Source organism: Nitrospira sp. BLG_2, assembly GCF_049222245.1.
In genome coordinates this window covers 1-10,825 of record NZ_JBLYIG010000638.1, presented here as the reverse complement: position 1 = coordinate 10,825, position 10,825 = coordinate 1, and the positions used below count along the sequence as shown (strand labels likewise).

Genomic DNA, 10,825 nt, shown 5'->3' with positions numbered 1-10,825 from the left:
CGGCTCTTCCAGCAAATCGCGCAGGTGGCCGATTCGGATGCGACCATTTTGCTCTTTGGAGAAACCGGAACCGGCAAGGAGGTGATGGCTCGCGTCATCCATACGAACAGTCGGCGAGGGAAAGGTCCTTTCGTGGCGCTCAACTGCGCCGCCATACCCGAAACGCTGTTCGAGAGCGAGCTGTTCGGGCATGTGAAGGGCGCGTTCACGAGCGCCCTCGGCGCCAAGCGCGGATTGTTTCAAATGGCCAACGGCGGCACGCTGTTCCTGGACGAGATCGGCGAGATGCCGCTTTCCATGCAGGTGAAATTATTGCGCGCCGTGCAAGAACGGGAGATTCGAGAGGTCGGATCGGAAACCTCGGTCAAGGTAGATGTTCGCATCATCGCGGCGACCAATAAGGACCTGGGTGAAGCGGTGAAGAACGGGACGTTCCGCAACGATTTGTACTATCGAATCTCAGTGGTGCCTCTGTTCATTCCACCGCTGCGGGATCGTCGGGACGATATCCCGTTGTTGGCGCAACATTTCCTCAAGCTCAGCGTGAAACGGGCGAACAAGGAGGTGAAGGGATTCACGCCTTCGGCGCTTCATCGATTGATGATCAATCCCTGGCCGGGTAATGTCCGCGAGCTGGAGAACGTGGTCGAGAAGGCCGTGGTGATGTCGCGGCAAGATATGCTCACCCCGGATTTGCTGCCGGCGGTCAGTGTGTCGCCCGATTCGCCGCTCAAGCCGCTGACGGAGGCCAAAGAAGAATTCGAGCGGACATATTTGAAGAATGTCCTGCAATTGACGGGAGGAAACATCTCGCGCGCCGCGCAGTTCGCCGGCCGGTACCGAGCCGACTTCTATAAGATGCTGAGAAAATATGGTCTTCATCCGTCGACCACGAAAGAACGGCCGGATTCGGACATGGAAGACTTTGAACGTGAAGCGAATTTGACCGAGGCGGAGCGATAAAGTTTCGATCCCTTCGATCTGAGGACTCCTAGGTTGATGTACAGAAGGCCGCGTCCCGGGTGACGCGGCCTTTGTGTTTCAGGCAGCCGTGCTCTTTCTTCCGACGGCGTATCTCGCCGCCTCTCGATCACGTCTATCGCACCGCGGCTTTTTCATTGCACTCGCAATCTTCGAGCGCTTACGATACGGATGATAGTGGCCGTCTTATCGAGAAAGGAAAATGCCCATGATGCGATTAGGGAGATCCATGATGGTGTTGGGTGGAGCGTTGATCGTCGCCGTAACCGTCGCGCTCTCACCGCCACTCGTCCTCGGCGAGGGAGGGGCGCGCCGTGACGCGGTCCGTCAAGCAGCCGAATCGGCCGCTGCGGAGAACGCCGCGCCATCGTCGCTTTCGAAGCATGCCACCATTCTCAATCGAGACGGACAAGTGGTTCGCATCGGAAGCAATGGATGGATGTGCTTGCCGGATGATCCCGGTACGGCAGGAACAGACTCCATATGTATGAACGAATCGTGGCGTCATTTCATGGATGCGTTGAAGAACAAGAAAAAACCCACATTTACCCAAATAGGAATTGCCTATATGCTGCAGGGCGACCGGCCGGTGAGTAATACTGATCCATATGCGACCGAACCCAAGCCGGGAGATGAGTGGGTGGATAAGCTCGGTGCCCACGTGATGGTCCTCGTGCCTGATGCGGAAACGTTGAAAGGCGTGCCGACGAACCCGAACAACGGCGGCCCTTGGGTCATGTGGGCAGGCACTCCCTATGCCCATGTCATGATTCCGATCGACAGCTATCCATCACAGTAGGGCGAGATCGGTGTGAGTGAAAACGATGGTTTCTGAAGTAACCCGATTCTTTCAGTGCAAGAGGCCGCCTAAGGCTTTAACTAGTGGCGGTGCAACGTGTACTCGGTACAATGTCACCATGCGTAAACCCGCGATGAGCACTGTCAATGCGGATTTAATTCAAGCCTGCAGGCGTTTGGCGGAAACGGCAGAAACCTTTGTCAATCGGGCGCCCCGGCAAAAGCGAATCGAGACGGAACGCTCGGCGCTCTTCGATGCCCTATCCCATGCTCAACTCGTTCTTTCGGTGACACGCTTGCCGCGGGAGAAGGGCTCATTGAAGCGGGAGAAGCAACAACGGGACACCGAAGTGCTCGAACATCAACTGAAGCAATCACTGGCGGAATTGGAGAAGTCTCAACAAGCGCTCGAACAACTCGATTGGCTCATTCAACCGGTTGGAACCACACTGGACGAGCTCCATGATAAGGCTGCTAGGGCTCAGACGGTCTTGAAAAAAGCTTTGAGGTCGCCGGCACCTGTACTTCCCTTCAGAAAAACCCGCTGGAATGCAAAGACATAGTTGCCTCGTCCGCGCAGGCATGCCGTTAAAGATCGGGAATGCATAGTGTCCGCTGTAACGGGTATTTTATGATCAGGAACAACAACGTAGCGTATGCTTAGTTGCCAGTACCTAATGAAACGTCAGCTATTGTCCACGAGTCAATCCGTTCTTCCCAGATATCCATCTCGCCGGGCATCCGCGACAAATTGAGCCGTCGTCGAGCGCACAGCGTCTTCGAGGTTGTAGGTGAAGACGTTCATCCAGGAAAAAGGGAGCAACAAGACCCAATAGAATTGTCTCGACGTAATGTCGTATGTGTACGTCTTTGTGAGCATATTTTGGTGGACGCTGTAGGAGAATTCCCAGGCGCCTTCATCAATATAGAACGGAATGACAAAGTACGTACTTGATGAGAGCCGTCCCAGTAGCTCACCATACCAATGCCACGGATACGGTTTCTCAAGAACCTTGACCACGACTTCCGTCCTGGGCCACGTCGTGTAGAGGGGATCACCGCTACAGCCCGCAAGTTGAAGAGCGTCGTGCAGGGCACGGGCCACGCCCGGTGGTGACAACATGCCACTATATGTCCACTGATAAGGCCCTCCCCATGTCGCTCCATAACTCTCGCTTTCCGCTAGACCATATGAAAACTGAACGGTCTGATGACAAGGAACGGGCGCAGGCGTCGCAGACATGCCGGGGAAGGGATTCGCAATGGGAAAATCACGATACGTCACGATACAACCAGAGAGGCCGACCAACAGTACGAGAAGGAGGAGGCTACGCATTGCCATAGAGTATTCCGTTTTGCCGCCTTGTATATAACGGCGTATAGAAGCCAGACTCGATTACGAGCATTCTTCCATTCTGAACGACCCTCGCGATCGTAACGAACCCTCCAATGCGGGTGCTCCTAGGGAAGGGGGTAGGACCATAAGCTTCATGAGCCGGAAGTCGGAACGGGACACGTGTGGCCTCATGGCGACTGATTGTTATTCACACTATTCATGTATCCCATTCCGTTTCAATCTAGTGGGGAGTCGTTTTCTGACCATCAGCATGGCAACAGCACGAATGCGAAGACTATGGGCGATGGAGTCGTAAAACTGCCATCATCAAATATTACATGAAATACCACAGACACTTGAAGGGTGGTCGCGGAGAACAGACCATCTTCTTTTTGGGCTTGCCACAGCATGATGGCGACCTCCGATCATCACTAGAGGAGTTCCTAGTTCGGGGTTCGTGGGGGCCTTGGTAAAAATGATTGGCTTGGTGCTTGCACGTTCGTGCTATTACATGGACCCGATTATCTTTAAGAATTTTATCCGTGCAAGTCTTGAGGTGACGGACGCCTTGGAGACTGACTGCTCTCTCAATGATATGGAGCAGCTTCGACTCGAGAACTACCTGTCGGTGATACAGATGGCGTATATGGAATGGAAGCGAAGAAACCTGTCTCGGAATTCGTCGGACCTACCAGTTCGCTTTCTGAGGGACAGGTAAGGAAGAATGACTTCCTTTGTCGACACAACTGTACTGAATAAAGTCACAGCGGTACGCGAATTTCAGCCGAAGGCAGGGATTCATTGGAAGCAGTTGCCATCGTCCGAACTAGATCACTAACTAGGGCGTTTGCGAGTGAAGATGTCTTGTCCATGGCAAGACATTCTGTCTTGCTGTCTTGCCATGATCGTGCTGTGGAAGACTCTCGCATTCCTCTTTCCATGCACACTTCACCCCTCATCGATTAGCCATCGGCGATGGCCATAAGGAAACCACCTCCACGGCAATCACAACCACGCACTCTCTAACCCGGTTGCTTATACCCTGTATTCATCAACGCAAAGATGATAATCGCCAATGCAAAGGCTCCAAGGATAATGTACGTGATGATGTCCGCTTTCCCAGGCATGGTATGACCTCCTTCAGTGGAATGAGAAAGCCGCCTGTCCGGTCGATATGGAATAGAGTCGATAATGGTCATTTCTAGGAGGGCGTGCAACAAGGCATCTCCCTAAGATGTTAGAGGGACGATTCTTGATGCCTGAGGATCTGTCCCACCTTCAGCGCGATACCAGCCCATATCGGCCAGGACCTGTGATGTTGGAATATCAGCGGTAAGGTGTGAAGCTGGCGAGATGAATCGAACCTCCGGCCTGCGGTTTACAAATCCTCTCTAGTCCCCATTTCACCATCTACGTCCATCGAAAACAATAACCAACGATGCGCCGGAGGAGGCTATAAATGGCCCTGGGTTGCCCTGTTTCGGTAGCACCGTGGTAGCCAAATTCGGACTCATAAAATTGGATTTGACAGACCCTTCCCCCCTCATTTCCTGCATTAACTAGTTCTCAGGAGCGGACGTGGAGAGCGAGGGGTATCTCTTTGATTCCATAGCCCCACTCACATGCACTAGGGTCTTCTTCGTCTCTTGCAGTAGGGCTTCCATTACCTATTGATGAATCGAGGACTGTGCTAAGACAACCCATGCCAGTGAGCAGAATTACTTCCTAGTGAAGAGTATCGCGTCAGTGATTCGTGTTTGCGATGCATGCATCGCAGTCGAGCTATCGATAAGTAAGCTTCTCATAACTGATGCATGAAAATTGTGGTTTCATCTTCCTTCCATGTTTCATAGCAGGGGAATTATGAGCACACGAAGACAAAACCTTGGGCATTGTGCCGGAATGGTCGTGCTCGTGCTCCTTCTATCAGCGTGCAGCGGAGGGAACGGAGGAAGCGAGGGGGCAGCTACAACGATATCGGGTTTCGTTCAAGCTCCCAATGGACAGGTGGCCTTCACCGAGCCTCGTGGATTCATCGGGCAGTTGACCAAGTTGTTGATGCGGACCGCTCACGCATCATTCGTGGGACTCAGTCCGGTCCCTGATGGCACCGCGATACAGCTGGCACGATTCAATTCGACCGGCACGGGTGTGACCACACTTGCGACCAGCACCACATCGGAGGGCCGATACTCATTCACCTGGACTGATCAAAGTCTCCCGTTCTCAACCGAGTTGATCGTCCAGGTAACCGGGCCTACGGGGAGAATGATTCGTGCCTTCGTGACGAACCCCACCGTGGATGTAGACCCGACTTCGGAACTGGCGGTCCGCCTGGTCTTGGAGCGGATTGCGTCAATACCAGAGGCTTCCTTGAGTCACTTCACCGTGAAGGAAGTGAACCACATCGCGGCGGCCGTAAAACTTCTGACGAAGGCCACGTCTTTCACCGGTGGAGCCGATCTAGAGGCGACCATCACCGCGATTCGAACTGCCGTCCTTGCAAACACCGAATTGATTGCGTTCATGACCGATGCTGCCGAAGCCGGACAAACCACCCGAGGCCCCGGGGATGTTGGCAACTATTTTCCGTTCGCACAGGGAAGCGTCTGGAATTTTCGCGGAACCCATGCAGAAACCGGCCAGCCGACCATCAACTTTCAGGACGTGCATAAAATTACCGGGACCAAGCCCATTGGATCGGTTACGGCCACCGTGTTCTCACGGAGCAATCCCGATGGCTCCGGCACGCCGAAGGACGCCTACCTGACGAAGGAGACCACAGGCATCACCTTTCGTGGGAATAATGATCCCAGGGACCCTATCACGCCCCAAGTTATTCCCTACCAAGACGTGCGGTTTCCGCTCCACGTAGGAGCGTCCTTCCATCCCATCACAAAGAGCGGTCTCGATTTCGGACAAGACCTCGATGGCGATGGGACCAATGAAACGGCCAATCTTACGTCTCAGGTGACCGTGATCGAGTTTGAAACCGTGGACGTTCCCGCCGGTACGTTTCCGAATAGCGTACAGATTCAATTGCAATTGACCTTCACGGTGAGTCTCTCGAAAAGTGGATCAGCAGCCGCAGCACGACAAACGCAAACAATGTGGCTGGCACCTGGCATCGGGGTGATCAAGAGACACAGCGTGACGCAATTCCCGGGGTTCGCGCAGACGAATTCTGAAGAATTAGTGTCGTATCTTGTCAATGGGCAACAAGCCGGTTCGGTCCCTGTGACCATCGCCACCGGAGTCACAGAAGCGAATTCGGACTTCACCAATCCTGGCCCTTCCGGCATTGCATCGAACGGGACCGACTAGGGCCAGAGTGACGCCGGCAGGACAGGTACTCGGGGAGTTTCCCATCTTCAGCGCGTCGGGCGAACAAGTCGAACCAGTACTCGCGTTCGACGGCACCAATTATCTGGTGGTCTGGCGAGATACACGCAATGGGAGTGGACCAACCGAGAGCACGGATGTATATGGAGCACGGGTCTCACCGGTGGGACGTGTGCTGGATTCGTCAGGTACTGCGATTGTTACGGCCCCTGGTGCCGAGGGTGAACCAAGTATCGCATTTGACGGAACGAATCACTTCGTGGTGTGGTCCGATGTTCCGCAACTTGGGAGCAGCCCACCGCGCCACCAAATCTATCCAGGGACAACTGATATTCCCGTAACCATTGAGCCACCAGTGCGTGCGTCATTACTGAGCTTCTGAACACAGAGAGACCACAGGGCATTCCAACGAGGCCTCCTCCATCTCAGCAAAGTCCCCACCCTATTCGGAGTAGGCGAGGAGGAGCAACCCCGAGAGCATGATCAATCCCGCCCAAGCCATGTTCCACCGATTCCTCGTTTGAGACGATGCGCGGGGCAGCCAGGACGCCAAGCCTTTGGAGAAGGCTGCACCGACATCGACGATGCCTAACAACGAGTGTTGGAACTGGATCTTCGCCGCTTCGGGGTGATTCCCGTGGGAATGGACGAAGAGCGATAGCCCACCCGCCAGGACTAACAAGACGAGTGGCGCGGCCCACGCCGGGTGTCGAACCTTGCCGATGCGACGGAGCGTCTCAAAGAAGGCGGTGGCGAAGGTAAGAATCCCGTAGACCTTGTGTTCAATCATCTCACGGTCGTCACCGAAAAACGTCGCCACAAAGCTGAGGGAGCCAAGCGGCCACGCGTCACGGTCGCTCCAAATCAGCGTGAACCCTCCGATAAGACCGAGCGCACCCGGAAGAATGAAGCGAGTCCAGTAGGGCAGAGGGTACTGAAGCGCAGCCCCCAACTCAACGAGACCAAAGATCACTTCCAGCGAACCCGTCACGTGATGAGTGAACTCTGAGGATGCCTTCCCTCTGTGTGGTTCCTCCCACCGTTCATCGGCATGCCCTCCGTGATGATCCTTCGTAGCACGTGTCTCACTTGCGGGATTCTGATGATCGGACCCTGCTTGGATCTGCACGTCTGGAATGGAGGTTGACGAAATCGAGGCGAACAGGAGGGCAGACAATAGAAACGGCCACCGCTTCATACGAAGAACCGATCAGAAGAGTCAGGGCAAAGTGGTCGAGCACCATAACACAGATGGCTGCCCTGCGCAGTGGTAATTTGAATCCAGGAAATACGCCTGGCCCTCGCGGTGGGCGTCGTTCTGACTGTGTGCAATCCTTGACGACAGGCTGCCCCCTGCTAGGCTTAGCACATGAATCGTCGCTTGTTGACGCGATTGGGTGGTCTGAGTCTCGCGATCCTGCTCATCCTGCCATCGTGCAATGTATTTACTGTCGGCAGTGCACGGTTGACCCTGTGGTCGATGGCAAAGCACCCCAATCACTATGCCGTTGCTTACCCCTATCTATGGGACGCAGTTCCTTGGATGGCGCTGGGATTTCTTGGTCTCGCCGGCAGTCTGGCGGTCATTACGAGTAGGCAACGAACCTGGCGATGGCTCTGGTGTCCTACCGTGACGCTGATCTACTATTTTCTCGTCCCGTTGCAACCGAACTATGGCTGGTTTTTCCATCGCATCCAACACCCCATGAGCACTCCGCCCATTGCCTGGGCCCAAGACGTGACTCGGCGCGATGTTCTGCGCATCACCGGCGACTTGACGGCACAAGCGGAATCCAGAGGAGAGTTTGTGTGTCCGAGCAACGACCTCAACGTCCCCAGCCGCTTCACGTGGGGTGGTCGGACCCTCCTATATGAAGTGCAATGCATGGATGGAACACTTCGCACGCCGATCAGCCTGCCGACGCGTCCAGCGACCATCGTCATGAAGGTCAGTGAAGATCGCCACGAAGCATGGTTTCAGGTCACACGGCTCAAGTATGACACGGGGGCGGCGATCACATGGGTGTCAAATTATGGAGGTCAGGACTTGGTGATTCATAAATCCATCACCGAGGCCAACAAACCGACGTAGGGAACGTTTTAAGATCTCATGTCCCATGTTGTCTCGATGTGTAGTGAGTTCCTGGGTCGGAATAGTTCCTTCCTATTTGGCTGCCGACCAGCTCCGATCTGTTCAGTCCCAGCCATCAACGCACCCGGAAGATTTTGAGAAGATTCGACAGTCCGTGAGGCAGGGGGGCCAAGAAGGTGGTTGGGCATGGCTAGTGCCTTTGTGGATACCAATGTGTTCCTCCGTTTTCTGACCAACGCCGAAACAACATCCTCTAGCCTTATGGCTCACTCCATATCACCGTGATTTCTGGCGTTTGCGTCTGGCCACCCTGGTGGTTCACCGCCTTCGCAAAGATGGTCAGCTCTATCCTGAGGGAGGTGCCTGTGGGGACTGTCCCTTGGCGGATCTCCTTGGAGAGATCCAGCGGCTGAGCTAAGATGCTGGACTCCGCACTAGACTCGCCGGGATTCTTCTGTAGGGAGGTACTCTCGAACGCCAACCGACCCAATAATGGGGCATGCCTTATACACGATCCGTTGGCGTCGCAAAATGTGGTTTTCTTATTAACCCAGATCTCCAGTGCGTGAATACCGCTCTCGGAGTCCTTCGCCGTAGCGAGCAGGTTCAGCACACCCGTCTTACTCGTGAGTGTCATGTTCTGGCCGGTCCCACCCGCACGTACTGTCACATTCTGTCCCTCCGCTTGGCTGCTATCTAGCGTGAGGCTAGGAGGAGTCATGTCATTTGGCTTGATCATGATCCCCCCGCTCTTGTTCCACGGGCATCCGGCCATGGACAGCACGAGAAGTAAAGCAAACCATTGAAGTGGGACTCTTTGCATTTGAACCAATCGAGACATGGTGTGATCTCCTTCGGTTGGAGAGCCTGAGCTATTTCCGGCCAAAGATAGCAGTTCATGCGTAATTCACCAAATTGAACCCCTCGAAAAAGGAGACCCTACTCGTGATCTCACTGTGCTAGATCGAAACTGAAAGCAGGTACAGGATCGTCTGGGGGAGGCATGGGAGGCGGTGGATACTAGAATCATCCATAAGTCTGTCAACCGTCATTCAGTCTTGTATTGCGGGACAAGGACTGAAAAGCAGGAACCTTGGCCGGACACGTTCGCGTAGGAGATCTTGCCGCCCATCTGTTCGATCAATTGCTGGGCCATGGCCAGACCAGATCCCAGTACATCTTCTTGAAAGAGTTTGGCTTGATCCTGGCTGAGGGCCGCTCCCTGGTCCTGCACGTCACAGCGAACCCAGCCGTTCGCATCTTGCACGCGCACCTCGACCCGCGTTCCGGGCGGCGAATACTTCACCGCATTCGCAAGCAAGTTGTTCAAAACGGCGGCGAGAATGACCCGATCCGCACGGACCGGCGGCACGCTGCTCGACGCATTGTGCACCACCAGAATGCCCTTCTTATTTGCCTCCCGTTGGTGGTACTGGCAAACCCGTTGAACCATCAGCGACACCTCCACTTTCTCGAACCGGAGTGCCGGTTCGGTGGCGGACGGGGTATTCATCACTAATTGACTGACCGTCCGATGCATCAGATCGGTCACATGCTGCAACCCCTCGAGCCACGTCGTGACCTGCTGATCGCCATAGGCCGCCAGGTGTTTTTGAATCAATTCGACCGTTCCTTCGGTGACGGTGAGATAGTTGTTGAGCATGTGGGTAGCAAGTGCCACCGCACGGGAATCCAGCGCGGGCATGACATCGAGTTCCGCAAGAGCCTCTTCAAGCTCCAGTTGAGCCCTGGCTATCGCGGCAGCGGCGCGTTCTCTCTCCTTGTCCATGATTCCTCCTCTCGGCGTGGCACCGGCCGTCCTCCTGTTAATGGTACGGAGACCGGTATTTCGGAAAAAACACGAGACGGCAAACTCGGTGATGCGGGTCACACGGTGCCTGCTTCGTCCCCAGGCCCTTGCCTTCCAACACTCTCACAAGCGTCGCAATCTCCCCACATATTGGAAATGGTGGCTTCCATGACCAGGGTTTCAATCCTATGTCTTCGTCTTGTACCCTGCGGACCACTCTCGCCAACACCGAGATCGATGTATTCGTGGGAAGCATCACGGTCAGGAAGCAAATGTCACCGCGCTCATGCCCTTTCCCACTCTGACCTCAGTCTCGTAGGTCACGGGGCTCACGACAGGAAAGCGACGATATGGACGCAGCGCAAACGGCATAAACCCCTCGACAGAGGGCCGATTCTAGGAGGGTACGGAGGCCATCTGCAATAGGGTTTTCAGAGAGTGTCAGCGCAACAACGAGCTGAGCTCG

The 10,825-nt window shown here is 54.8% G+C and carries 10 protein-coding genes; 6 read left to right on the top strand and 4 right to left on the bottom strand.

Annotated elements, in window-relative coordinates; all coding sequences use genetic code 11:
* The 3 genes from ACOSYY_RS17005 to ACOSYY_RS16995 form a co-directional block, all read left to right on the top strand.
* On the top strand, window positions 1-963 hold a 963-nt coding region (locus ACOSYY_RS17005; RefSeq protein ID WP_421663988.1), incomplete at its 5' end, for a sigma-54 interaction domain-containing protein.
* Between the two features lie 226 nt (window positions 964-1,189).
* A complete protein-coding gene (locus ACOSYY_RS17000) occupies window positions 1,190-1,780 on the top strand; it encodes a hypothetical protein (protein WP_421663986.1) in 591 nt (196 codons plus the stop codon).
* Window positions 1,781-1,913: 133 nt separating this feature from the next.
* Window positions 1,914-2,342: a hypothetical protein gene (locus tag ACOSYY_RS16995; RefSeq protein WP_421663984.1), complete on the top strand. Its 429-nt coding sequence runs from the start codon at window positions 1,914-1,916 to the stop codon at window positions 2,340-2,342.
* 140 nt (window positions 2,343-2,482) lie between these two features.
* On the opposite strand, the gene ACOSYY_RS16990 is transcribed toward ACOSYY_RS16995, so the two are convergent.
* Complete coding sequence (locus ACOSYY_RS16990; protein WP_421663982.1) at window positions 2,483-3,121, bottom strand: hypothetical protein; 639 nt, start codon at window positions 3,119-3,121, stop codon at window positions 2,483-2,485.
* Between the two features lie 1,857 nt (window positions 3,122-4,978).
* On the opposite strand from ACOSYY_RS16990, the gene ACOSYY_RS16985 reads away from it, so the two are divergent.
* Together ACOSYY_RS16985 and ACOSYY_RS16980 are read left to right on the top strand one after the other, a co-directional pair.
* Window positions 4,979-6,439: a hypothetical protein gene (locus tag ACOSYY_RS16985; RefSeq protein ID WP_421663980.1), complete on the top strand. Its 1,461-nt coding sequence runs from the start codon at window positions 4,979-4,981 to the stop codon at window positions 6,437-6,439.
* 7 nt (window positions 6,440-6,446) lie between these two features.
* Window positions 6,447-6,839, top strand: coding sequence for a hypothetical protein (locus tag ACOSYY_RS16980; RefSeq protein ID WP_421663978.1), 393 nt, complete (start codon window positions 6,447-6,449; stop codon window positions 6,837-6,839).
* Window positions 6,840-6,899: 60 nt separating this feature from the next.
* Here the strand turns inward: ACOSYY_RS16980 and ACOSYY_RS16975 are convergent, their stop codons facing one another.
* Window positions 6,900-7,655, bottom strand: a complete 756-nt coding sequence (locus ACOSYY_RS16975; RefSeq protein ID WP_421663977.1) for a hypothetical protein — start codon at window positions 7,653-7,655, stop codon at window positions 6,900-6,902.
* Between the two features lie 171 nt (window positions 7,656-7,826).
* Between ACOSYY_RS16975 and ACOSYY_RS16970 the strand changes: the two genes are divergently transcribed.
* Window positions 7,827-8,549: a hypothetical protein gene (locus tag ACOSYY_RS16970; RefSeq protein WP_421663975.1), complete on the top strand. Its 723-nt coding sequence runs from the start codon at window positions 7,827-7,829 to the stop codon at window positions 8,547-8,549.
* A 259-nt stretch (window positions 8,550-8,808) separates the two neighbouring features.
* Here the strand turns inward: ACOSYY_RS16970 and ACOSYY_RS16965 are convergent, their stop codons facing one another.
* Both ACOSYY_RS16965 and ACOSYY_RS16960 read right to left on the bottom strand, forming a co-directional pair.
* Window positions 8,809-9,390 (bottom strand): hypothetical protein, encoded by a 582-nt coding sequence (locus tag ACOSYY_RS16965; RefSeq protein WP_421663974.1) that lies wholly within the window; start codon window positions 9,388-9,390, stop codon window positions 8,809-8,811.
* Window positions 9,391-9,597: 207 nt separating this feature from the next.
* On the bottom strand, window positions 9,598-10,338 hold the full coding sequence (locus ACOSYY_RS16960) for a sensor histidine kinase (RefSeq protein WP_421663973.1): 741 nt from the start codon (window positions 10,336-10,338) through the stop codon (window positions 9,598-9,600).
* Between the last annotated feature and the right edge of the window lie 487 nt (window positions 10,339-10,825).